This is a genomic window from Bacillus sp. SIMBA_005, assembly GCF_046535585.1.
In the GTDB taxonomy this organism is placed as follows: Bacteria; Bacillota; Bacilli; order Bacillales; family Bacillaceae; genus Bacillus; species Bacillus pumilus.
Window position 1 is genome coordinate 1 of the sequence record NZ_JAWRWI010000003.1, and the last position, 24,535, is coordinate 24,535.

General features: G+C 40.4%; 18 protein-coding genes, 7 tRNA genes and 1 rRNA gene. 20 read left to right on the top strand and 6 right to left on the bottom strand.

Annotation, left to right across the window (positions count from 1 at the left end; all coding sequences use genetic code 11):
• The first annotated feature begins 89 nt into the window (after positions 1-89).
• The 5 genes from rrf to SB660_RS05220 all read left to right on the top strand — a co-directional run bounded on the left by rrf (position 90) and on the right by SB660_RS05220 (position 3,216).
• Positions 90-205: ribosomal RNA gene (rrf, locus tag SB660_RS05200) — 5S ribosomal RNA — on the top strand.
• Positions 206-247: 42 nt separating this feature from the next.
• A tRNA-Asn gene (locus SB660_RS05205) sits at positions 248-322 on the top strand.
• Between the two features lies 1 nt (position 323).
• Positions 324-396: transfer RNA gene (locus SB660_RS05210), tRNA-Thr, on the top strand.
• 353 nt (positions 397-749) lie between these two features.
• Positions 750-2,189 carry a SulP family inorganic anion transporter gene (locus tag SB660_RS05215; protein WP_410581657.1) on the top strand — a complete coding sequence of 480 codons (1,440 nt, stop codon included), beginning with the start codon at positions 750-752 and terminating at the stop codon, positions 2,187-2,189.
• A gap of 61 nt (positions 2,190-2,250) precedes the next feature.
• The gene (locus SB660_RS05220) at positions 2,251-3,216 is read left to right on the top strand and encodes a bile acid:sodium symporter family protein (protein ID WP_058015143.1); all 966 of its coding nucleotides are present in this window, start codon (positions 2,251-2,253) and stop codon (positions 3,214-3,216) included.
• A gap of 39 nt (positions 3,217-3,255) precedes the next feature.
• Here the strand turns inward: SB660_RS05220 and SB660_RS05225 are convergent, their stop codons facing one another.
• The 6 genes from SB660_RS05225 to murQ are packed head-to-tail and all read right to left on the bottom strand — an operon-like array spanning position 3,256 to position 10,988.
• The gene (locus SB660_RS05225; protein ID WP_410581659.1) at positions 3,256-4,503 is read right to left on the bottom strand and encodes an exo-beta-N-acetylmuramidase NamZ family protein; all 1,248 of its coding nucleotides are present in this window, start codon (positions 4,501-4,503) and stop codon (positions 3,256-3,258) included.
• Between the two features lie 11 nt (positions 4,504-4,514).
• Complete coding sequence (locus SB660_RS05230; protein ID WP_410581661.1) at positions 4,515-6,434, bottom strand: glycoside hydrolase family 3 protein; 1,920 nt, start codon at positions 6,432-6,434, stop codon at positions 4,515-4,517.
• Between the two features lie 13 nt (positions 6,435-6,447).
• Complete coding sequence (pbp4b, locus tag SB660_RS05235; protein WP_058015146.1) at positions 6,448-7,803, bottom strand: penicillin binding protein PBP4B; 1,356 nt, start codon at positions 7,801-7,803, stop codon at positions 6,448-6,450.
• Positions 7,804-7,822: 19 nt separating this feature from the next.
• Positions 7,823-9,196: a PTS transporter subunit EIIC gene (locus SB660_RS05240; protein WP_410581664.1), complete on the bottom strand. Its 1,374-nt coding sequence runs from the start codon at positions 9,194-9,196 to the stop codon at positions 7,823-7,825.
• Positions 9,193-10,062 carry a MurR/RpiR family transcriptional regulator gene (locus SB660_RS05245; protein WP_061406532.1) on the bottom strand — a complete coding sequence of 290 codons (870 nt, stop codon included), beginning with the start codon at positions 10,060-10,062 and terminating at the stop codon, positions 9,193-9,195. Before SB660_RS05245 ends, SB660_RS05240 begins: the two co-directional genes overlap by 4 nt.
• Before the next feature lie 14 nt (positions 10,063-10,076).
• Positions 10,077-10,988 carry an N-acetylmuramic acid 6-phosphate etherase gene (gene murQ, locus SB660_RS05250; RefSeq protein WP_061406534.1) on the bottom strand — a complete coding sequence of 304 codons (912 nt, stop codon included), beginning with the start codon at positions 10,986-10,988 and terminating at the stop codon, positions 10,077-10,079.
• A gap of 221 nt (positions 10,989-11,209) precedes the next feature.
• Here murQ and SB660_RS05255 point away from each other — a divergent pair.
• The 15 genes from SB660_RS05255 to SB660_RS05325 all read left to right on the top strand — a co-directional run bounded on the left by SB660_RS05255 (position 11,210) and on the right by SB660_RS05325 (position 24,460).
• A tRNA-Glu gene (locus SB660_RS05255) sits at positions 11,210-11,284 on the top strand.
• Between the two features lie 6 nt (positions 11,285-11,290).
• A tRNA-Val gene (locus tag SB660_RS05260) sits at positions 11,291-11,366 on the top strand.
• 3 nt (positions 11,367-11,369) lie between these two features.
• Positions 11,370-11,442: transfer RNA gene (locus SB660_RS05265), tRNA-Thr, on the top strand.
• A gap of 28 nt (positions 11,443-11,470) precedes the next feature.
• A tRNA-Tyr gene (locus SB660_RS05270) sits at positions 11,471-11,555 on the top strand.
• A gap of 4 nt (positions 11,556-11,559) precedes the next feature.
• Positions 11,560-11,631 (top strand) — tRNA-Gln (locus SB660_RS05275).
• 137 nt (positions 11,632-11,768) lie between these two features.
• Positions 11,769-12,680 carry an arginase gene (rocF, locus tag SB660_RS05280; RefSeq protein WP_180309693.1) on the top strand — a complete coding sequence of 304 codons (912 nt, stop codon included), beginning with the start codon at positions 11,769-11,771 and terminating at the stop codon, positions 12,678-12,680.
• Between the two features lie 183 nt (positions 12,681-12,863).
• The gene (gene sigW / locus SB660_RS05285; protein WP_003217112.1) at positions 12,864-13,427 is read left to right on the top strand and encodes an RNA polymerase sigma factor SigW; all 564 of its coding nucleotides are present in this window, start codon (positions 12,864-12,866) and stop codon (positions 13,425-13,427) included.
• 14 nt (positions 13,428-13,441) lie between these two features.
• On the top strand, positions 13,442-14,068 hold the full coding sequence (gene rsiW / locus SB660_RS05290; RefSeq protein WP_044139276.1) for an anti-sigma-W factor RsiW: 627 nt from the start codon (positions 13,442-13,444) through the stop codon (positions 14,066-14,068).
• Positions 14,069-14,284: 216 nt separating this feature from the next.
• Positions 14,285-15,106, top strand: coding sequence for a diadenylate cyclase CdaA (cdaA, locus tag SB660_RS05295; RefSeq protein ID WP_008344027.1), 822 nt, complete (start codon positions 14,285-14,287; stop codon positions 15,104-15,106).
• Positions 15,099-16,508: a CdaR family protein gene (locus SB660_RS05300; RefSeq protein WP_410581668.1), complete on the top strand. Its 1,410-nt coding sequence runs from the start codon at positions 15,099-15,101 to the stop codon at positions 16,506-16,508. Before cdaA ends, SB660_RS05300 begins: the two co-directional genes overlap by 8 nt.
• A gap of 25 nt (positions 16,509-16,533) precedes the next feature.
• Positions 16,534-17,880, top strand: a complete 1,347-nt coding sequence (gene glmM, locus SB660_RS05305) for a phosphoglucosamine mutase (RefSeq protein ID WP_061406538.1) — start codon at positions 16,534-16,536, stop codon at positions 17,878-17,880.
• Between the two features lie 573 nt (positions 17,881-18,453).
• Positions 18,454-20,256, top strand: a complete 1,803-nt coding sequence (gene glmS, locus SB660_RS05310) for a glutamine--fructose-6-phosphate transaminase (isomerizing) (protein WP_410581671.1) — start codon at positions 18,454-18,456, stop codon at positions 20,254-20,256.
• 122 nt (positions 20,257-20,378) lie between these two features.
• The gene (locus SB660_RS05315) at positions 20,379-21,593 is read left to right on the top strand and encodes a hypothetical protein (protein ID WP_144463216.1); all 1,215 of its coding nucleotides are present in this window, start codon (positions 20,379-20,381) and stop codon (positions 21,591-21,593) included.
• A 90-nt stretch (positions 21,594-21,683) separates the two neighbouring features.
• Positions 21,684-22,838, top strand: coding sequence for a hypothetical protein (locus tag SB660_RS05320; RefSeq protein WP_410581673.1), 1,155 nt, complete (start codon positions 21,684-21,686; stop codon positions 22,836-22,838).
• Positions 22,839-23,065: 227 nt separating this feature from the next.
• Positions 23,066-24,460, top strand: a complete 1,395-nt coding sequence (locus tag SB660_RS05325) for a hypothetical protein (protein WP_144463214.1) — start codon at positions 23,066-23,068, stop codon at positions 24,458-24,460.
• Positions 24,461-24,535 lie beyond the last annotated feature (75 nt).

A 24,535-nucleotide genomic window follows, 5' to 3' on the forward strand; every position in this document is an offset into this window, starting at 1 on the left:
GATACTAATAGATCGAGGACTTAACCTTTATTCTAATGTGAAGTTTGAACATTGTTATCTAGTTTTGAGAGAACATTCTCTCCATCAGGTTTGGTGGCGATAGCGAAGAGGTCACACCCGTTCCCATACCGAACACGGAAGTTAAGCTCTTCAGCGCCGATGGTAGTTGGGGGTCTCCCCCTGTGAGAGTAGGACGCCGCCAAGCTTTTTGTTTATATCCTTCCAATGGAAGAAGTTACTTTATCATTCCGCAGTAGCTCAGTGGTAGAGCTATCGGCTGTTAACCGATCGGTCGTAGGTTCGAGTCCTACCTGCGGAGCCATGCTTCCATAGCTCAGTAGGTAGAGCACTTCCATGGTAAGGAAGAGGTCAGCGGTTCGAGCCCGCTTGGAAGCTTTCCTCTAAATTATAATGATGAATGTTTAAGGTTTCTCGATGATGAGAAGGCTTTTTTTGTTTGTTTTAAAAATGTTGAGCTTGCTCAGTGACAAGTAGACTCATGAAAATGGAATAAATCGATTGATAAGGAAGCTTTGTATCAATTTTCTACGCATTCCTTCTTTTTGTTCTTGATTCCTTAGTTCCTTTCTTATATTCTTACTAAAGTGATGATATCCTCTCTAACAAAAGACTCTGTACGTTCCTCTTTTTCCCCGAAAGTGAAGCATTTTTTATTTTCCTTTCTTCATCCCAGGTTTGATTGATCTTCTTTTCCGTGTACGGTATGTATATAAAAAGGAGTAGATGGTTTGAAAGATTTATTTGTAAAGCAAGAATGGTTTGGGCATGTGCGTCAGGATGTGCTTGCGGGTATTTTAGTGGCTCTCGCTTTAATTCCTGAGGCGATTGCGTTTTCGATTATTGCGGGCGTTGATCCGAAGATTGGGTTGTATGCTTCGTTTTGTATTGCCATTGTGATTTCGTTTGTTGGTGGACGACCTGGTATGATTTCGGCCGCTACAGGGGCTATGGCTCTAGTTATGGTTAATTTGGTAGCCGATCACGGACTGCAGTATTTGTTTGCGGCTACAATTTTAACAGGTCTGATTCAAATAGTGTTTGGACTTTGCCGAGTGTCTCGTCTGATGAAATTTATTCCGAGATCCGTGATGGTTGGTTTTGTGAATGCGTTGGCTATTATGATCTTTATGGCTCAGCTTCCGCATTTCGTTGGGGAATCGATGGCTATGTATATCATGACGGGTGGTGCTTTGCTAATCATTTATTTATTGCCGATGGTGATAAAAGTGATACCTTCTCCTCTCATTGCCATTATTGTCATGACGATCCTTGCTGTATTTGGACATATTGATGTGAGAACGGTTGGAGATATGGGAGAGCTTCCTAGTTCTTTGCCTGCTTTTCTGATTCCTCAAGTACCGTTTAGCTGGGAGACACTTGCTATCATTTTTCCTTATTCTTTAGCGCTAGCGATGGTTGGTTTACTTGAGTCTCTTTTAACTGCACAGATTGTTGATGATATGACGGAGACGTCTAGTCGTAAGAACAAGGAAGCGAGAGGTCAAGGGATTGCCAATGTGGTTGCAGGATTCTTTGGTGGTATGGCTGGTTGCGCGATGATTGGTCAATCAGTGATTAACACGAAGGCAGGCGGGCGTGGCCGTCTTTCTACCTTTGTGGCAGGTGCATTTCTAATGGTACTGATTTTTGTACTCGGAGATGTGGTGGTTCAAATTCCAATGGCTGCTCTTGTGGCTGTGATGATCATGGTCTCCGTTGGGACATTCGATTGGAGTTCCTTTCAGCAGCTAAAAAAGAATCCGAAAACAGATTCTATTGTGATGATTGTCACGGTGGTGACGGTGGTGTTAACTCATGATTTATCAAAAGGTGTTTTTGCAGGTGTGCTGCTTAGTGCGGTATTCTTTGTGGCCAAAATATCGAAGCTTCATATTACCTCTACAGAAAGACAAGCAGGGACTTGGGTTTATCGAATTAAAGGGCAAATTTTCTTTGCTTCTGTCACTGATTTCATCCAAGCGTTCGATCAGAAAAAAGATCTACAAGCTGTTGTCATTGATTTGTCTGAAGCGCGTATATGGGATGAATCTGGCGTGGCAGCGATAGAACGTGTAAAGGAAAAGTATCAGGCAGCTGGTGTACAGGTAGACGTAATTGGAATGGATACATCAAGTCAAAAGCTTGTGAATCAGGTAAATGGTTCATAATAAGTTCTTTCTGTTTGTTACAATAGAAAAGGTAAGAAAGTGAAGGATGGGGGTGGCCGGCATGCTTGTGCGTTTGAACCAAGTGCTCGGCCGGATGATGCCGCTTATTACGCCCATTAGTGTGTTACTTGGTGTTTTATTAGCGGCTTATTTAAAGGATTTTACGTTTATGGTGCCTTGGGTATTTGCCATTATGACATTTTCAGGGAGCTTATCGTCTACTTTTTCATCTTTAAAACATACGGTGATGCATCCATTGCCTTTGATTTTATCGTTTATGATTTTGCATGTGCTGATGCCTCTTTATGCATGGTCAGCGGGGCATTTGATCTTTGCGGGTGATTCCATGACGATCACCGGTTTGACGCTTGCGATGGTGATTCCGACAGGTGTGTCTAGTTTAATATGGGCGGCGATGTATAAAGGAAATGTCGGGTTAACATTATCTATTATTTTAATTGATACATTGCTTTCGCCATTGATTGTGCCAGTAAGCTTGTCACTCTTCGTTGGTACACAGGTCCATATGGACATGTTTGCAATCATGAAAGGGCTGTTCGGTATGGTGGTGCTGCCCTCTATTTTAGGGATGCTCGTTCGTCAGTATGCAAAGCCATCGGTGACGAAAACATTGAGTCAGACCTTGGCTCCCTTTTCAAAATTAGGCTTGTTTGTTGTCGTATCGATTAACAGTTCTGTTGTCGCCCCATATTTGCGTGAACTGGATGCTGCATTTTTTAGCAAAGCAGCGACTGTCTTTTTCATTGCGATGAGTGGGTATGCTTTTGCGTGGTTGATTGGAAAGGTAATGAAATGTACTCAAGGAGAGATTGTGGCCATTGTGTATACAGGCGGCATGAGAAATATTAGTGCGGGAGCTGTGCTTGCTATTAGCTTTTTCCCGCCTGCTGTTGCGGTCCCTGTTGTGATTGGTATGCTGTTTCAGCAAGTACTTGCTGCCTTGTTTGGTTTCTTACTCAATCGCTTTGAGCTGAAAGCACCTGCTGTGACTAAATCTTTATCATGAAAAGACCTCCATCCTATGAGATGGAGGTCTTTTTTCGAATTAATAGATGAGATATTTCTTCCGTTTCTTTTCGAATGATTTGAGGTCATGATGATAGTGCTTCATGATGTGTTTGACAGAGTTACCTTGATTGATTTCTTCTTTGATCCAACCATTTCCGATGAGTTTATCAAAGCTGCCAGTTTGAAGGAACTGAAAGTCTTTTGGATATAAATCATGTATGGCTTTGATGATGGATAACCCTGTTTTTACCGCTTCGAATGAAGAGCGGTCTGTGACGTATAGCTGCACACCGTGTGATAGCTTCCCTGCATGTTTAGAAAAAGTGGGGGTGAATGATACAGGTCTAAATTTTACACCCTTTAGTTTTAATTGATTTAAATGATCTGCTAGCTCATTGCTATTGATATATGGAGCGCCAATGAGCTCGAACGGTTTTGTTGTTCCTCTTCCTTCAGAGACATTTGTGCCTTCAATTAATCCTGTGGCGGGATAGACAAAGGTACTATCCACTGTCGGCATATTAGGTGAAGGAAGGACGAATGGCAGCTTCGTGTCTTCAAACGTCATGGAACGCTTCCAATTTTTCATTTTGATGACTGTGACATCAGCATTGATATGAAACTCTTTGTTAAAGAATGTTGCTAGTTCACCAGTTGTCATCCCATGTCTTAATGGTATTGGATAGAGCCCTACAAAAGAAGCGTGCTCAGGTTCTAAGACAGGGCCTTCTACTTTTAGTCCGCCAATGGGGTTTGGACGGTCTAGGACAACAAAGGGAATGTTGTTTTCTTTCGCAGCCTCCATCGCATAGGCCATCGTGTAAATATAGGTGTAATAACGAGCGCCAACATCTTGGATATCAAACAGCAAGACATCTACATTTTTAAGCATGTCAGGCGTTGGTTTTCTTGTTTTTCCATAGAGAGAGTATACAGGAAGACCTGTTTTTTCATCGGTATAGGATTCGACGCCTTCTCCTGCTTGTGCATCTCCGCGCACACCATGTTCAGGTCCATATAGAGCAGTAAGCTTGATATTTGGATGCTCAAATAGGAGATCGACACTGCTTTTCATATTTGCATCAATACCAGTTGGGTTCGTAATGAGGCCGATCCTTTTCCCTTTTAACCATGAAAGATTGCCTGAGAGCAGTGTTTCAATCCCTGTTTTGACTGTTGCTTTTTTTCCTTTTGTATCTGTTCGTTCTTGGTTTGCGGGGGAGGCGGCAGTCAATGTACTCATTATGAGAATGCTTGCGAGTATGAAGCTTGCTGTTTTTTTCAAGAGAATCCCTCCTATTTGATCTGTTTCCCTTTCAAGTTAAGTCCATAGCCGAATGGATACAGGATTTGATTTTGATGAGTGACAGATGGGATATCTACAGGCAGTTTGCCTTTAGGTGATGCAGTGCCAAATATGACTTCTAACCCAGCAGGAATATTTGGCTGGTTAAATTGTCCGTTTGAGTAGCCTTTAAAACCGTAAACAGCTAGTAAGGCATCCGCCTCCTCAAAATTTGCTGCATCGTAAGGGTTTCTTAGGCTCATGATGACCATTTTTTTGTTTTGTGCTGCAGCTTCTTTCATGACAGCACGCGGGAAAGCCGTCGCCCATTTTTTCGGGTCCTGTACATTGTCATCAATTACACCATCATTCACAGCTGGGTCATTTTGGACAACGTAAGAGCCAGTAATCACATATTCAGCACCTTGTATGAGTTTGGCTGTTTCTTTGGTGAAGGTCTTTTCCGCAAAAGCATATGATTGGATACGTACAGGCTTGATCTTTTTTTGTTTGATCAGAGAGTCAATTGTGACAGACATAGCTTTTGTCTGATCTTCGTAAGGTGCCATGACCAAGATTTTGTCATTCTTTTTAGGCTTGAAAGGGAGGGTCTTATTGTTGTTTTTAAGCAGGGTGATCCCTTCACGTGCCATTTTTTGTTCTGCGTTCCGGTGCGACTTTTTCCCAACGACTTGAGTGGCTTTTTTGATTTTTTTCTCAAGGATGATGGGTTTTTTGGAAGAGATGATGCCTCGTTTGATCTTCAATTGAAGGATTTTTTCAACAGATTCGTTGATTTGAGACATCGGAATTTCTTTCTTTACAATTGCCTGTTTTACAGCATTGAACACATTCTCAAGGTTTTTCTCTGTTTTAAGAGAAGTGACTGGTGCTGGCATGAGGGCGATGTCGACGCCAGCCTTAATGGCCATCACTACAGCTTCCTCCTGTCCAAAGTTATCTGCAATCGCTTTCATATTTAGGGCATCTGTTACAACAACTCCTTGAAAGCCCATCTCTTCTTTTAATAAGTTTGTGATGACTTTTTTTGATAAGGTTGCTGGAACCATGATGTCCTCGCCATCTTTTTTGCTTTTATACGTTGTATCATCAATAGCAGGAAATTGAACATGAGCGGTCATGACCATATCTGCACCAGCGTTGATCGCTTGTTGAAACGGATAAAGCTCCACCTTTTTAAGACGATCTAGATCATGTTCTACGAGCGGCAAGCCGTAGTGACTATCGACGGCTGTATCACCATGTCCCGGGAAATGCTTAAGTGTCGAAATGGTCTTTTCCTTTTGAAGTCCCTTCATGGTTTGAAGACCAAGCCTTGTGACAAGAGCAGGATCGGAGCTAAAGGAACGGACACCGATGACGGGGTTGTTTGGGTTATTATTCACATCTAGAACAGGAGAGAAGTTTGTATTGATCCCTAGTGCGTTTAATTCTTTACCGATGATTTTTCCTGTGTCGTATGCGTTTTTCTTGCTTCTTGAGGCACCAATCGACATATTTCCTGGGAAATGTGTTCCCTTTTGTAATCTTGTGACGATTCCACCTTCTTGATCAATTGAAATGAGTAATGGAATCTTTGGTGATGCTTTTTGAAATTCATGGGTGAGTTTGACGGTTTGTTTCGTATCAACGACATTCTCCGCAAATAAGATGACACCGCCCAGATGATATTTTTCTACAAGATGGGATACTTCTTTATTCATCTTTGTTAAGCCTGTAGGTGCGGATTCATCTTTTGTCTGCCAATTACGAAAGTCTGGCATAAGCATTTGACCTATCTTTTCATCCAAAGACATGTTTTGTACCATTTGTTTTGCGGTTGGAAAAGGCGCAGAGCTAACCTTTTCCGTTGGAAGGGAAGAGGTTAGTAGAGCTAAAACCAAAGCAGCGGGGAAAAGTGCTTTTAACATCGAATTCCTCCTTTTACTTAAAAGATTCGTAGATGGCGGTCATGATGCTTCCGTAAGTGCCAGTTGGGAAAAGGTCACCTTCAAATTGATTTGGGTTGGTTTCAGGTGAAACGACAGGCGAATGTTTCTTATTTGTCAGCAAGACGATACCTAGATTATGTTTTGGATCAATCAAAGTCATGGTTCCGGTCCAGCCAGTATGTCCATAGGCTTCGTTACTAGCATATTTTCCAAACATCCATTCCATGTCAGTATGACCGTTTTTACGCCAGCCTAGCCCGTATGTTGGGTTTGTATCAGAAGAGGCTGTAAAGAGATCGATAGAAGCTTGATCAAAGATGGTGGTTTTTCCATAGCCTCCTTTGTTCAGCATGAGCTGGAGCAGCACGGCCATATCGGATATGTTAGAGAAAAGTCCAGCATGACCAGAAATTCCTGCCATTGAGTAATATGCTTTCTCATCGTGGACTTCGCCTAGCAGGGTGTACCTGCGAATGTTTTCAAAATCAATGACACCATCTCGCGAATTACCTAAACGTTCGGTTGCTGCAAAATGCTTCGGTTTGAATCCTTTTTGCAGTGGATTGAACATTGTGTGTTTGAGACCTAGCGGCCGATAGATTGTCGACTCTACATATTGATCAAGAGGCATACCTGTTTTTTTCTCAATGATCATGCCTAACAGCATGTAATCAATGTCACTATAAATGTGCTGGGTGCCTGGTTTGTATTGTAGAGGCACCTTCGGCAGCCATTTCATCGTTGTCTTTCTATCTTGAGAGTAAAAGGTGCCGGCTGCTTCTTTGCTATAAAATAAGACACTGGAAGGGAGTCCGGCAGAATGGGTCAGAAGATCTTTTACACGGAGCTGATCTTTGCCGGTTACCTTTGCATCTGGTTCATCTTTAAAATCTGGCAGGATGGCTTGTATTTTTTCGTTCACATTCAGTTTTTTCTCGTAGACAAGCTTTTGCAGGGCATAGTTGGTCGCATACATTTTGGTATTGGATGCTAAGTCGAACAGAGTATTCTTTTTCATTTTCTTATAGGATTTGAGTTCCGTTGTGCCTTCGTATTTTTGTCTGTAGCCATAGGCTTTTTGATGAACGATTTTTCCGTCTTTGATAATGATGAGTGCAGCTCCTGGAAAACCTGCTTTGATATCGTTTTGAATCATGTGATCAACCTTCCTAAGCTGCCTAGAAGAAAAACCAACTTGTTCCGGTCGTTTTGCCTTTTTTAAGACGGGATATTCTTCAGGTGCTGTTTTAGACAAAGACGATACAGGATGGGAGCTAGTTGCAAATGTTTGTGCTGGTAATCCAAGGAGCATGAGCAGACTTGTTATTAAGAGAAAGTATTTCTTCAAGAGTTAGACCTCCTATTGCTTATTTTTCCTCAAATTCAACAGCCATATCATCATGAAAACCAAATAAGTATGTGAAAATAAATCCAGCGACATATGCAATGAAGAGTCCGATTAAGTAAAGAAGCATTTGATGTGTGTGAACAATAAAGGTTAATGGAAGACCTGATACACCAATCGCTTTGGTTGCAATTTGAAAGTAGGCTTGAAATGCGCCGCCGATTCCAGCGCCAAGACAAGCGGTGAGAAATGGTCGTCCCAGCGGGAGTGTGACACCGAAAATGAGTGGTTCACCAATGCCGAGCATCCCTGAAGGAAGTCCACCGGCGATAGCTCTTTTGAGTTTTTTCTTTTTTGTTTTCATATAAATGGCGAATGCTGCACCTACCTGTCCGGCACCGCCCATAGCGAGAATCGGCAAAAGCGGGTCATCTCCTATGGAATTGATGAGTTCCATATGAATCGGTGTCAGTCCTTGGTGAAGTCCTGTTACAACAAGTGGAAGGAAGGTCGCACCAAGAACAAATCCAGCGAAGATTCCGCCCATATTTAATAGATAAGTTAATCCTGAGGTAATGGCATCCGATATAAATCCGCCGACTGGCATGAAGACAACGTACGTAAAAATGCCTGTAATAAGTAGTGTGATGGTTGGTGTGACGATGATATCAAGTGATTGCGGGACGAAGCGTCTGATTCTTGTTTCCACAAGTGCCATAAAGATGGCGGCTAGAAGAACACCGATAAGTCCGCCTCTGCCTGGTAGAATATTTGTGCCAAATAGCATAATCTCTGCGGAGGCTGGGTTAATAATGAGGATTCCAGCTAATGCGCCTAATGCAGGAGAGCCCCCAAACTCCTTTGCGGCATTTGTTCCAACTAATATACCGAGATAAGCGAACAACCCTGAACCAATAACGGTTAAAATGATCGCCGCTTGGGATTTTCCATCAAGCCAGCCCGCTTGCACGATTGCTTTTGTAATCCCAGTAATAAGACCTGATGCAACAAGTGCTGGAATGATAGGAATAAAAATGCTGGCAATTCGTCGTAAGAACAGCTTGAACGGTGTGCGGTTCTTTTGTGAAATGACTTGCTTGTTTTTTTGTGCTTCGTTGTTTAAATCATAGGAGCCAGAGGCATTTAGCAGTTGTTCAAATGCACTTGATACTTGGTTGACAACACCAGTACCTAAGATAATTTGCAGCGTTTCTGCCTCAACGACTCCAATGACGCCATCGAGTTCTTTGATTGCATTGATCTGAACTTGTTCATTGTCAATCGGTGTAATTCGGAGACGCGTCATACAATGTGTATGGGAAGAAATGTTTTCAGAACCACCACAGAGAGAAAGAATGTCTTTCGCCAACTGCTGATATTTCGTTTGATGACTCATGTTGAATCCCCCTTTGTTTTTCGTTTCATGGAGCGGATGGCATGTCTTGTTTTGTCAATATATTGCGCTGTCTCTTCATATTGACGGGAAGCTAAGCTGAGGAACAAGACATCAATTAAGTAGAGCTGTGCCATTCTAGAGGAAGTGGCTGCACTGCGAAAAGGTGCTTCATTGGAACCGGACGTCGATAGATGAACGTCACATAAGGCAGAAACGCTTGTTTGACCTGGATGCGTCAAGGCAATGGTTTTCACTTGATTGTCTTTTGCGAGCTGAAGGGCTTGAATGATGTCTAATGTTTCTCCTGAAAAGGATATACCGAACACGATGTCATTCTTTCCTGCATTTGCGATGACCGTTGATGCGATGTGCATGTCAGTGAAGGCAGTCGCTGCATAATTGATTCTGAGAAATTTCTGCTGGGCATCCGCTGCGACGATGCCGGATGCACCGACGCCGATAAAATGGATTTGGTTTGCATGCAGCAGTAATTGAACAGCCTTTTCTAACGCATCTGCATTTAAAATAGAAGCAGTGTCCTTAATCGATTGAATCGAGTTTCCTGCTGTTTTTTGAATAATGGATTGAATCGGTTCATCTTGTTCGATATCACGGTAGCCTTGTTTATCGCTATGCATCAAGTCGCCTGCGATTCGCATTTTTAAATCGTGATAGCCATCCAGCCCGAGAGATTTACAAAGGCGGATGACTGCAGAGCTGCTTGCACCGGCTGCCTGACTGATCTCGTGTACTGTGCTTTTAATGACTTTGTCAGGATGGGCAAGGATATAGTCTGCAATGATTTTTTCAGATTGGGGGAGCTTTGCTTTCATTGTGTGTAGTAGGGTGAGTCCACCTGCTGACATGAGCTCTGCCTCCTTTAGGATTGATGATGTGCGATGGCTTTGTCGATATGACCATTCGTTTTGTTGAGTAAATCCTTGGCTGCTTTCTTGTCTGTGTTTGTTTGGAGCATGACGATGGCAGTTTTGACTTCTAAGTCTGCCGAATCAAGCGTTTTCACGGCTTGTTCGTAGGAAGCGTTTGTCACATGTTGAATGATGGTGATGGCGCGTTCTTTTAATTTATGATTGCTGACTTTTACATCAACCATCAAGTTTTCATATACTTTCCCTTGTCTGATCATGACAGAGGTGGAAAGCATATTTAAAATCATTTTATGAGCGGATGCGGCTTTCATTCGTGTTGACCCTGTGATAGCTTCTGGTCCTACAACGACTTCAATGGCGCAGTCTGCCAGTTCGCTAATTTTTGCCTGTTCATTACAGCTGAGGGCTACTGTTTTTGCGCCGATGGATTTAGCATAGTTTAAAGCGCCAATGATGTAGGGTGTCCTGCCGCTTGCGGCGATACCGACGACTGTATCTTTTGATGTTAGGTGAATGTGTACTAAATCCTGTTTGCCAGCTTCTTCACTGTCTTCCACATCTTCGGCAGCATGTGAAAAAGCAGAGTCTCCGCCTGCCATGATGCCGACAATCACATCAGGTGAGACGCTATAGGTAGGAGGACATTCGACAGCATCCATCACGCCAAGTCTGCCGCTTGTCCCGGCCCCTAAATAAACGAGTCTGCCCCCATTTGAAATGGATTCATAGGCGAAGTCACTTGCTGTTTTGACATGTGGTAGGACACGGTTCACAGCTTGAGCGACCTTCATATCTTCTTCATTGATCATCTGGAGTATTTCAAGCGGATCTGCTTGTGATATTCCTATTGTGTTAGGATTTCTTGATTCTGTTGTCAAAGAACGCAATTGAGATGGCTGCATGCGACATTCCTCCTTATTTCTTCATTTTCAGTATATTCAGTATGATATGAAATTTCAACATTATATTTAAATACTGAAATTATATTTCAAACAAAAAGTAGTGCTAATTGAAGGTAAATAGTTAGAAAATAAAAAAAATAAAAATCCCCTTTACAAAAGGGGGACAACCTGTATATAATAACTTTTGTCAGCTTCACGGAAACAGTCAAACTTGACAAATTGGCCCGTTGGTCAAGCGGTTAAGACACCGCCCTTTCACGGCGGTAACACGGGTTCGAATCCCGTACGGGTCACCATGATGTGGAGGATTAGCTCAGCTGGGAGAGCATCTGCCTTACAAGCAGAGGGTCGGCGGTTCGAGCCCGTCATCCTCCACCATATGCCGGTGTAGCTCAACTGGTAGAGCAACTGACTTGTAATCAGTAGGTTGGGGGTTCAAGTCCTCTTGCCGGCACTGTTTTTTCTTTATCAATTCCATATGTGGAGGGGTAGCGAAGTGGCTAAACGCGGCGGACTGTAAATCCGCTCCCTCCGGGTTCGGCGGTTCGAATCCGCCCCCCTCCACCATTTTTGGGCTATAGCCAAGCGGTAAGGCAACGGACTTTGACTCCGTCATGCGTTGGTTCGAATCCAGCTAGCCCAGTTAAGACACCTTTTTTAAAAAGGTGTCTTTTTTTTATGTTGGCAGGCGGAATGTATAACTATTCAAAATATTGTTGAGTTGAGTCAGAAGGCATCAAGAAAGTAAACTATAAGCATGAACGGAAAGGGGATGTACATATGGGAGATCAAAAGAAGGTCACGATTATCGGGGTGCCGATGGATTTAGGGCAAATGAGAAGGGGCGTCGACATGGGACCGAGTGCGATTCGGTGTGCAGGCGTAAAAGAAAAATTGGAATCGCTTTCATTTGATGTGGAGGATCTCGGAGATATTCCGGTTGAACAAAGAGATGATGAAAAGGGTTTATATACAAGTGAAAAGCTAAAAAATTTAACGGAGAATGCTGGTGCAAATCAGCTGCTCGCTGAGAAGGTTGACAGTATTGTGCAATCAGGTTCATTCCCGCTCATTTTAGGCGGTGATCATAGCATTGCCATTGGCACACTTGCAGGTGTATCCAAGCATTATGAAAACTTAGGTGTCATTTGGTATGATGCACACGGTGATTTAAATACAGAGGAAACCTCTCCTTCTGGAAATATACATGGTATGCCGCTTGCAGTCAGTCTCGGCCTTGGCCATGCTGATTTGACGAACATTGGCGGTTATTCTCCAAAATTGAAGCCTGAGAATGTTGTTTTAATTGGTGCTCGATCCTTAGATGAAGGAGAGCGGGCATTGATAAGAGAGAAAGGCATTAAAGTGTATACGATGCATGAAATAGATCGTTTAGGAATGACAAGGGTGATGGAGGATGCCATTTCATATTTAAAGGAAAGAACGGATGGTGTCCACCTGTCGCTTGATTTAGATGGATTAGATCCAGCGGAGTGTCCTGGTGTAGGAACTCCTGTGGCGGGCGGCATTAGTTATCGGGAGAGTCATCTTGCTATGGAGCTTTTAGAGGAAGCGGGTATTTTGACTTCTGCTGAATTTGTTGAGGTGAATCCGGTTTTGGATGAAAAAAATAAAACAGCCGAGGCAGCTGTTGCGTTGATTGGTTCGTTAATGGGCGAAAAGCTATTGTAGAGCGGGACTTGTTCCCGTTCTTTTTTGTTTTGGATAAATTTAAGGATATATTAAGGTTTTTACTGGTGGATATGCGTAACACGCTGTCAAAAATTTGTTACACTATTTTTTAGAGGAGAATGAAACCTTTTGGAAAGAGGTTCGTATACATAAAGACCGGTGAAGGCAGAGGTTGAATATACTATGGACACAATGATTAAAAAGAGAATTAAGCAATTGAAAAAAGGCGACCAGAACGCATTTGCAGACATCGTAGACCTGTATAAAGACAAAATTTATCAGCTGTGCTATCGTATGCTTGGGAATGCACACGAAGCAGAGGATATTGCACAGGAGGCGTTTATTCGTGCCTATGTGAATATTGAAAGCTTTGATGTGAATCGTAAGTTTTCTACGTGGCTGTACCGCATTGCAACCAACCTGACCATCGATCGTATTCGCAAAAAAAAGCCGGATTATTATTTAGATGCAGAGGTGGCAGGAACAGAAGGATTGAATATGTATTCTCAAATTGCTGCTGATGGCATTTTGCCAGAGGAAGAGGTGGTGTCTCTTGAATTATCGAGTACCATTCAGCAAAAAATTCTAAGATTACCCGATAAATATCGTTCGGTCATCGTATTAAAGTATATTGATGAACTCTCGTTAAAAGAAATTAGTGAGATTCTAAATATACCAGTTGGTACGGTGAAAACGAGAATACACAGGGGTAGAGAGGCTCTCCGGAAACAGTTGAGAGACCTTTGAGTGAGGTGATTTTGATGAGCTGTCAGGAAAAAATCGTCCTGCTTATGCATCAGTATTTAGACGGGGACATTGAGCCCCAAGACGAAAAAGAATTAAAAAGCCACCTGCAATCGTGTGAGGAGTGCCGTACTCATTTTCAACAAATTGAGAAATCCATCGCGCTTGTGCAGAGTACATCTCATATAGAAGCACCAACTGATTTCACTGCAAAGGTGATGGCAGGTCTTCCAAAGGAAAAAAAGCGTGTGTCGATTCAAAGGTGGATCAAAGCTCATCCGCTGATGGTGGCCGCTGCCCTCTTTCTCATTTTGATGGGAGGCAGTTTGTTTACAAGCTGGAATACCGATCATAATTTCAGTGTGTCGAAGCAGCCGAATCTCGTTGTTGTAAATGATACAGTGACCGTACCTAAAGGGGAAACCGTAAAAGGTGATGTCACTGTCAAAAATGGCAAGCTGATTGTAGAAGGCAAGGTTGATGGAAATGTCACCGTCGTCAATGGGGAACAGCTGACTGCTTCTGCCGGACAAGTCACTGGTCAAATTAATGAAATTAATGAAGTGTTTGATTGGATTTGGTACAAAATGAAATCCACAGCACAAAATGTGATGCGGGTCATTGGACCAGAGGAGCAAAAGTAATCATACGGGTCGAGAGCAGTCTCTTTAGGGACTGCTCTTTTTCTATATAATAGGTCAGAATGTATGCGAACTAGCACGCCAGCCATATATGGCAACTGTTTTCCTTGCTGAAACAAAATGTGATATAATAGCCACGCTATGTATTTACACATAGGTTCTTTTTTTATTAAAAATGCATCAAACGAAGAATAACTGAAAATTCTGGAGGACGAGGAAATGGCTTTAGGGGATATTCCTTTTTTGCAGTACCTCGGTAATGCTGTTGATATTCTCGTTGTTTGGTATGTGATATATAAATTAATGATGGTCATCCGCGGAACAAAAGCGGTTCAGCTTTTAAAGGGAATTGTGGTCATTGTTCTCGTCAGGATGGGAAGTGCGTATCTCGGTCTTAACACACTTCAATGGCTGATGGATCAAGCGATTACGTGGGGATTCCTTGCGATCATTATTATTTTTCAGCCAGAGCTAAGGAGAGCGCTTGAGCAGCTTGGGCGCGGCCGTTTCTTCTCAAGAAGCGGGACACCTGTAGAGGAACAGCAGCAGAAAACGATCGAGGCAATTACAAAAGCAATTAACTATATGGCAAAACGCAGAATCGGCGCGCTGCTGACAATTGAGCGTGATACTGGGATGAATGATTACATAGAGACTGGAATTCCTTTGAATGCAAAGGTGAGTTCAGAGCTGCTCATTAATATTTTCATTCCAAATACACCGCTTCATGACGGTGCTGTCATTATGAAGCGTGATGAAATTGCAGCTGCAGCTTGTTATTTACCGCTGTCAGAAAGTCCTTTTATTTCTAAGGAACTAGGGACGCGTCATAGGGCGGCAGTCGGAATTAGCGAAGTGACAGACAGCTTGACCGTCATCGTTTCTGAGGAGACAGGCGGCATTTCTGTCGCAAGAAATGGTGATCTCCACCGAGAATTGACAGAAGAAGCGCTTGAAGAAATGCTGATTGCTGAATTTAGTAAGAACAGCAAAGATGCTTCCTCGACCAAATGGTATTGGAGGGGCAAGAAAAATGGATAAGATTTTGAATAATCGCTGGGCCGTAAAGCTTCTTGCATTGGTCTTCGCTTTATTGCTGTATGGTGCAGTCAATTCAGCGCAAGCGCCCACGCCGAAAAAAATCGGTGAATCCTTTTTCCCAACATCGACGACAGATGAAGCAACCCTGACTGACATTCCTGTTAAAGCGTATTATGATGATGAGAAGTACGTCGTCACTGGTGTGCCGCAAACAGTTAATGTGACGATTAAAGGGTCAACGAGTGCTGTGAAAACAGCAAGACAAACAAAGAATTTTGAAATATATGCAGATATGCAGAATTTATCCACTGGTACCCATAAAGTGGAGCTGAAGGCAAGAGATGTATCAAAAGGACTCACGCTATCGATCAATCCATCTGTGACGACGGTGACGATACAAGAAAAAACAACAGCAGAATTTCCTGTTGAAACCGAATTTTATAATCAAAATAAAATCAAAGACGGCTATTCACCTGAACAGCCTATTGTGAATCCGAAAAAAGTCACAGTCACTGGTTCTAAGGACGTGATCGACAAAATTTCTGTCATTAAAGCATTTGTGAACTTAGAGGATGTCGATCAGCAGATTGAGAAAGAAGCGAAGCTCACTGTGTATGATAGCAGCGGGAATGAGCTGCCGGTCGAAGTGAGTCCGTCTGTGGTAGATATTACGGTCCCAATTACGAGTCCGAGCAAGAAGGTCCCGTTTAAGATTGAGCGGACGGGCAGCTTACCGGACGGGATCAGTATCTCAAGCATTGAGACAAGCCCGAGTGAGGTTACAGTGTACGGCTCTCAAAAAGTGCTGGATTCGCTTGATTTTATTGATGGCGTCGAGCTGGACCTAAGCAAGATCAAAGATGATACGGAGATTGATGCCGACATTCCCCTGCCAGATGGTGTGAAAAAGGTATCGCCCGAAACAGTGAAGATCAAAGTAAAGGTTGCAACAGCGCAAGAAAAAAAGATCGATAATGTACCAATCTCTGTCGTAGGTCTGAGCAAGGATCTCACCTCTGAATTTGTGAGCCCATCTTCTGGACGGCTCACATTAACAGCAAAGGGATCAAAGAGTGCGATTGATAAACTAAAGGCTTCAGATGTTGAAGCCTATATCAATGTCGGGGACTTGAACGAAGGAACACATGAGGTAACAGTTCAAGTGAACGGTCCTCAAAATGTGACGTGGACATTATCGAGATCAAAGGTCAAAGTGAAACTGACTTCTACTGAGACAGAAGATCAGCCAGCGTCTACAAATGATCAGAAGAAGCCATCTTCTGATGACGGTGATCAGGAAGAGAAGAGTAAAGAAGAAACCACGCAAGATAAAGCAAAGAAAGAATCAAGTCAAAGACAGCGGATCAAAGAAGATAAAAAAGAGGACGAAGCGTCCTCTTGAATGGTAAAAAAGGAGCGATTGAAACATGGGCAAGTACTTTGGAACTGATGGTGTAAGGGGTGTGGCGAATAGCGAATTAACGCCAGAGCTCGCATTTAAAATTGGGAGATTTGGCGGCTATGTGCTCACGAAGGATAAAGAACGTCCAAAGGTACTCGTTGGGCGAGACACACGTGTATCCGGTCATATGCTAGAAGGAGCGCTCGTTGCAGGCTTACTTTCAATTGGGGCTGAAGTGATGCGTTTAGGTGTGATCTCAACACCTGGCGTGTCTTATTTGACGAAAGCAATGGATGCAGAAGCAGGTGTCATGATCTCTGCTTCTCACAACCCAGTTCAAGACAACGGGATTAAATTCTTTGGCGGTGACGGCTTTAAGCTGTCTGATGAACAGGAGAATGAAATCGAGCAGCTGATGGATCAGCCGGTCGATCAATTGCCACGCCCAGTTGGAGCGGATCTTGGAACAGTAAATGACTACTTTGAAGGCGGTCAGAAATACTTGCAATTCTTGAAGCAGACAGCAGACGAGGATTTCACAGGTATTCACGTAGCGCTTGACTGTGCACATGGTGCAACATCTTCTCTTGCAACACATTTATTTGCGGATTTAGATGCGGATGTGTCCACAATGGGGACATCACCAAACGGATTGAATATCAATGATGGTGTAGGCTCAACTCATCCAGAGGCGCTTTCTGCTTTTGTAAGGGAGAAGGGTGCAGATATTGGTCTTGCGTTTGATGGTGACGGCGACCGTTTAATTGCGGTCGATGAAAAAGGTGATATTGTAGACGGCGATCAAATTATGTACATATGTGCACGTTATTTGAAGGGCGAAGGCCGATTAAAGGATGACACTGTCGTTTCGACGGTCATGAGTAACCTAGGTTTCTATAAAGCGCTCGAGAAACAAGGCATTAAGAGCATCCAAACCGCTGTTGGTGACCGTTATGTGGTTGAAGCGATGAAAAAGGATGGGTATAATGTCGGTGGTGAGCAATCAGGCCACTTGATTTTCCTTGATTACAATACGACAGGTGATGGCATGCTTTCTGCGATCATGCTTGTCAATACACTCAAAGCAACAGGAAAAACATTGTCAGAGCTAGCAGCTGAAATGGAGAAATTCCCGCAGCTTCTAGTGAATGTGAAAGTGTCTGATAAATATAAAGTAGAAGAAAATGAAAAAGTAAAAGCAGTGATTCAAGAGGTTGAAAAAGAGATGAACGGTGACGGCCGTATTCTTGTTCGTCCATCTGGAACAGAGCCGCTTGTACGTGTCATGGCAGAGGCGAAAACAAAAGAGCTATGTGATGAATATGTGACTAGAATTACCGCTGTTGTGAAGGAAGAAATGGGTATTGAGTAATAGATAGCAAAGCAAATCGCTAGCAGCGGTTTGCTTTTTTTTCGAATAAACGTCATAAATGGATGGATTTGTACGAATCTTATACGCGAGGGCAATTAACTGTTGTCTTCATACATAAGAGAGCACATCAAAGGTAGAACGAGACAAGCCTCATCGCATATAGTGTATGGAGGTCTTACTTTCTTGAAAGGGATCACCCGCTACATTGTGATTGACGGAGGTCAGACCTTATAGTACAATCATCCTTGTGTTACTGGATTTTTATTCTATCAGGAAAGGCAGGGTAGATGTTCAGAAACTCTCTTATAATTATAGCGCCCGAACTAAGCGATCGGACGAAAGATGCTTAGTTGACGAGGATGGAGGTTATCGAATTTTCGGCGGATGCCTCCCGGCTGATCAAAAAAGAGATCACAGCCGTAAGTGTTTCTTTAAAGCAAAGAGGTGACTCTTTGTACAAAGGGAATACACATGATCTCCCAAATTAAACATGTAGAGAGGGACGAAGAAATGTCCCTTCTATTGTAGTAGGCTTTCTTTGTCCCTTTTACATGATCGGGAGGAAGAATATTTATGTGTGGAATCGTAGGTTATATTGGTCAGAATGATGCGAAGGAAATCTTATTAAAGGGTTTAGAGAAGCTTGAGTACCGTGGGTATGACTCAGCTGGTATCGCTGTGGCAAACGAAGAAGGCGTGCATGTGTTCAAAGAAAAAGGACGTATCGCTGAGCTTCGTGAAGTTGTTGATGCAAACGTAGCATCTTCAGCTGGAATCGGACATACACGCTGGGCAACACACGGTGTACCAAGCCATCTAAATGCGCATCCGCATCAAAGTGCTTCTGGCCGTTTTACGCTTGTTCATAACGGTGTCATCGAGAACTATGTACAATTGACACGCGAATATTTACAAGACGTCACACTAAAAAGCGACACAGATACAGAGGTTGTTGTTCAAGTCATCGAACAATTTGTGAACAGAGGTCTTGATACAGAGGAAGCTTTCCGTCAAACGCTTCTTCAACTAAAAGGCTCTTACGCAATTGCTCTTTTCGATAACGAAAACAAAGAAACAATCTATGTGGCGAAAAACAAAAGCCCATTATTGGTTGGTTTCGGAGAAGATTTCAACGTTGTCGCTTCTGACGCAATGGCGATGCTTCAAGTAACAAACGAATATGCGGAATTAATGGATAAAGAAATGGTCATTGTCACAAAAGACGAGGTTATCATCAAAAACCTTGACGGTGATATCATGACACGTCCTTCTTATATCGCTGAGCTAGATGCAAGCGACATCGAGAAAGGCACATATCCTCACTACATGTTAAAAGAAACGGATGAGCAGCCGCTTGTCATGCGCAAAATCATCCAAGAATATCAAGACGAAAACGGCAAGCTGTCAGTCGCTGGCGATATCGCAAGCGCAGTAGCAGAAGCAGACCGCATTTACATCGTGGCTTGTGGAACGAGCTACCATGCAGGGCTTGTTGGTAAACAATATATTGAAGACTGGGCGAAAGTACCTGTAGAAGTCCATGTAGCAAGTGAATTCTCTTACAACATGCCGCTTCTATCGAAAAAGCCGTTGTTCATCTTCCTTTCTCAATCTGGGGAGACTGCGGACAGCCGTGCTGTACTTGTTCAAGTCAAAGAGCTTGATCATAAAGCATTAACGATCACAAACGTACCAGGATCTACGCTATCTCGTGAAGCGGACTTCACATTGCTTCTTCATGCAGGACCAGAAATCGCAGTGGCTTCAACAAAAGCCTACACAGCGCAAATCGCTGTTCTTGCGATTCTTGCATCCGTTGCAGCTGAATTAAATGGTCAATCTCTTGACTTTGATCTTGTGAAAGAGCTTGGGATTGTGGCAAATGCAATGGAAGCCCTTGTCGATCAAAAGGATGAAATGGAACAAATCGCTCGTGACTTCTTCACAGTGACACGTAACGCATTCTTTATCGGAAGAGGACTTGATTACTATGTGTGCCTTGAAGGCTCACTAAAACTAAAAGAGATCTCTTACATCCAAGCAGAAGGATTTGCTGGCGGAGAACTCAAACACGGCACAATTGCTTTAATTGAAGAAGGCACACCGGTCATTGCCCTTGCAACACAAGAGCACGTGAACCTCAGCATTCGCGGGAACGTCAAAGAAGTCGTTGCACGTGGTGCAAACCCATGTGTCATCTCACTAAAAGGCCTAGAAGACGAAGGCGACCGTTTCGTCCTTCCAGCTGTACATCCAGCACTTGCACCACTTGCATCTGTTGTTCCATTACAGCTGATCGCTTACTACGCAGCTCTTCACCGCGGGTGTGATGTGGATAAACCGCGTAACCTTGCGAAGAGTGTGACGGTGGAGTAACGTTAGGTTTTAATTGAAATTTGATGTTAATGAATAACAAAGTTGTTTAGATATAGAAGTTTAGCACTCGTTCGCTTATAATTGAAATAAGCGAACGAGTGTTTTTGTTTGGGGGGATTTTAATGAGATTATCAATTGAAAATATAGATTTTATTAACTTAGATAAAAAATTAGGCCATTTATCTAAAAAGAAGATTGTAGAATTAATAGTAGCATATTATGATGGAGAAAAAGTTAAAGATCTTTTGTCAAAATATGAAATAAAAACAACTGTTTCAAATCTAGTGAAGATATTTCCTACGGTGTTAAATGGTGAGTATTGTATAAAATGTGAATCGCCTATTGTTATGCAACTAGAATCTAGATCTTACTCCAATTATCATCAGAAATATTGTTCTAGTTGTGGACATCAAGAAACATCTTTTTGCAGCTGTGAATTTTGTGTAAACGAAAGAATGCAAGCAAAAAAATTAGAGAATGAGCGCCAAAAAAGGTTATTAGTTAAGAAAAGACAATTAATATGTGATTATTATGAAGAAGACACTTGGGTGAAGATTTCAGAGAAAGATTTAAGCTTAGAAGATAGACTTTATTTAGCGGTTATATTACGAGGCGCTCTTTCAGAAGATACAAGCTATATTGAACCTCTAGAAAATATTATGGGGAAAATAGCACCTACATCAGAATATGAGAGAGAGATAATAAAGACATTAACAGGTAGAAACATTTTAGTTCCTAGCTTGAAATCAAAATTAAATGACTTTGAGATTGAATTTATTTCAGAAGGTGAAGAACAATATAAAATTTCTTACTATATCTATAAAGTTCATTATCGCTTGAATGTCGCGCCAAAAGAAGACAACTACGATGCTATGATTAAGCGATTAATGTATCCTCTTTTAGATAATGAAGAAGGATTCAAAGATTTTTCTTATGGAATATGGAGACAAGTTGCACTTAATGAATGCTTACAGTATTTGTTATATCAAATGGATAAAGTGGGCTACACATTTAATCCTGGAGAGAAGACAATAAAGGTTTTTGAGGAGCTTTTAGAACATTTTTCAGTCTCGCAGATTTATAGCATTATTTATCGATCAGTTGCTAATAGCACTCAAAGATATCAAGCTAGAGAAATAACGAAAATCCATGCTCAGAATTCAGTTATCACTTCATGTGAAAGTTATGGTCAAAGAGCAATAGCACAGGGATGGAAATTGACTCATTATGCACGCTTAAGAGATTTACCGGAGACGTACATTAGCAATGTTTTATTTACATCAATTATGCAAATAGCAGAACTTGGTTTTTCAGAAAAACCTACGCCAGAGTTCTAAATGAAATTAAATCTATCTAAATATTTTCTGTGAATTTGCTAGAAGTTATTTTAGACGATAATTTAGCTAGAAATGGAGAAATACATTAATATGAATATAAAAGAAAGAATTATGATAGAGCAACCAAAAAAGTTTGAAAATTTAAAATTATGCACTAGAGAATTTGTAAATATAAAGCTAGAAGAAGTATATAGTAAAGAATTATGTTACTCAAAAGTAAAACAATCAGATGTAAATTTTATTGAGCCATATATGATTTATACTATCTTTGTACGCCTTTTAGAATTTGACTATAGATATAAACCTATGGAAAAAATATTATATGAAATACCCTTTAAATACAAAGATATTTATGGTGTTTTCTCTATGGAGAAATTTGGACTGAGATTGAGTATTACAAATAATAATGAGGAATTATTGAAAGATTTATTTAAAAAATTAAATAGTGCTTGTAAAATTGTAGAAAGTATTTTAAAGCCTCTTATTACCGAAGTGATAGCTAATGGGGAAATAACTATTGAGAACCAAACTGGTATACTTAGACAAAGGTATTTATATTTTAGAAATAAAGTTGAGGAAATTTATAATGAAATAGAAAATAATGAAAATTTTCCTGTTCGAAACTTAGTTGATGAGTTAAATAGAAAAATGAATCTTGAAAAAGAAGTTATATTTAATACACAAGCAATGCTTGACGCATATTTTAGTTTCCAAGAACATCTTTTAATTTTGTTGTTACCTTTCACGAAAGTAGATTATAGGGTAGAACCAATTCCTCGTATAATTAATTATAATTGGAGTGATAAATTTAAAAAAATATTCGATATAAATAATAATCGCAATTTATTGCCTTACTATGAAAAATTAAGAGAATTAAAAGAAATAAGAAATAAATACGCTCATGGAGGATTCCAAAAAGAAGCCGGATCTTTATTTGCTCATATTAAAGGGGTAGGCGCTATCCCGGTAGAGGTAACATCTCAACCAAATGAAACATTCTCATTAGTATTAATTAGAGATGTGAATTATAAAGAAATATGCGAAGTGATAGATAAATTTGAAAAATATTTATATAACTCAGAATGGAAAAGGGCTATTAAGATTGTCGAGTTTATTACGGATATGAGATTTGATACTGAATATATTTCAGAACTTAAAATGGCTATTTCTTCTGATGAAAATTTAGAGTGTTTTCTAGAAAAAGAGTCATATATATATGAACGAACAGTTAATATGGAGTGGTAACAATGAAGAGGTACGAGCGCAAGGCAAGATGTTAAAGAAAATTAAAAGGCATCAAACTTTCAAGATAAAGATGACATAGTGACTTTTATTAGTCTGGAAACATTTGAGACTTACATCAGTGGTAAATATGAATCAGAAGATGGAGGATCTATTGTTCGTCCAACATATAAGATTTAATATAAAAGTTGATTGTAAATTAGATAAACTGAAAATTTCAGGAGATTATAATGGATAACTACATTCTTAATATGCAGGTTAAAGAGTTTAAATTAAAATTATTTATGAGTGATGGGCAGGTCTTTGAAGATTTATTTTGTGAGTTAATGTCAACAGTTAATCCAGACTTTAGGAAAGTAAGAGCTTTTGGTAGACAGGGAGATGAAAAGAATGATGGATTCGTTCCTTCAAAAGGAGAATACTTTCAATGTTACGGTCCTGAAGATATATCAAAAGAAACAACAGAAAAATATGCTAAAAAAAAGTTAAAAGAAGATTTTAAGAAATTATTGGACAAATGGAATGGTAGATGGAAGTTAAATAGATTTTCTTACGTAATTAATGACAAATATAAGGGTACCCCTGTATCAGTTTTGAAAGAATTAACAATGTTGAAAAATGAATATAGTGAAATTTCATTTGATATCCTTGATTCCCAAGGATTAGAAAATTTATTTATAAGTAAACTAAATAAAATGCAGAGAGGGCAGATTGTAGGTATTAACCCAGCGGAAGTAATATTAGAAATGAATAAATATATTATAAACCAACCTATTAATGACTTAGATATGTTAGGTTGGTTTAAAGTTATTAATAATAATATTCAAGAAAAAATAATAAAGCTAACAAAATTACGAGTTGAAAATTGGTATAATTTTGAACAAAATTACATCGTTAGAGATGGATATATCGGAGATTTAATAAATTTTATGTCTAAACAAGAAGAGATGAAAAATGAATTTTTAGAATTTCTGAAAGGTAAATATACTTCTTTGTTCTATGTATGGTCTAAATACTTTAATAATGAGAAAGAGATTGTTATTAGATTAATTAATAAAATGCAACTAGATGAATTTGTTATATTTAAGGTTACCGGATTTGATTATCAATCATTTGTAGATGAATCGATTACAGGTATAGTGAGGATGTTTAATGAAATTGTTAAAATTAATAACAGTACATTTGGTTTAGATTCCTTAAATGTTATACAACAAAGTTTTGATAAAGTTAATCAAGTGATATTTTATAATAAAAATCAGAAAAATCATAAGATTAATGAAATAATGAGAAGTATTTTGGAATCCCAAAATTATAATTCCGTAACTGTTTTTCAAAATTCTAAAAAAGGATTTGAATTGGATTTAGATATAAAAAAATTCTTTGAATCATATCCTGGTAACATTTTAAATGGAGATATGTTAGTAGGAGATAAAATTGTTAAAATTTTAATAAGTAGGTATGAATCGATTACAGAAGATGCTAAAGTACAATTTTCACCACATGTAAGAACAAATCATATAATTTTTCTGGAAGAATTCTTAAACAATAATGATAAATTAGAAATAAAGAAACTACAAAAAAGAAGTAATATAGCAATATACTACTTTGAAGAGTATAACAATTAAACAACTTTATTAGCTAATTACATCAAACTTTTGAACCCTTTTAGATATAATTGTTTAAAGGGATATTTTTGGGTT